This is a genomic window from Pontimicrobium sp. MEBiC06410 (assembly GCF_053601615.1).
Genome location: NZ_JBSHNT010000036.1, coordinates 1 through 316, shown reverse-complemented (window position 1 = coordinate 316; position 316 = coordinate 1). Strand labels below are relative to the sequence as shown.

Genomic DNA, 316 nt, shown 5'->3' with positions numbered 1-316 from the left:
TCCTGTAATGTTTACTCCAGCATCGTAATTACATGATGCATCTGTAAATATTTCGATATTTGCAGGTGCAGTAAATGTTGGTGCGATATTATCAGACACCGTGATGGTTTGTGTTTGTTCTGGCGCAGTGTTACCACAGCTATCTGTTAATGTCCATGTTCTGGTGATAATAAACGATCCTTCGCAAGTTCCAGCGACTACAGCGTCTGTGTAGGTCGCGTCTAGGGTTGTAGAACAGTTATCTGCTTCGTCTGTAACATCTCCTGTAATGTTTACTCCAGCATCGTAGTTACATGATGCATCTGTAAATATCTCA

The 316-nt window shown here is 41.5% G+C and carries 1 protein-coding gene; it reads right to left on the bottom strand.

The features are described 5' to 3' along the window. On the bottom strand, positions 1-316 hold a 316-nt coding region (locus ACVC08_RS00225; RefSeq protein WP_452600508.1), incomplete at both ends, for a hypothetical protein.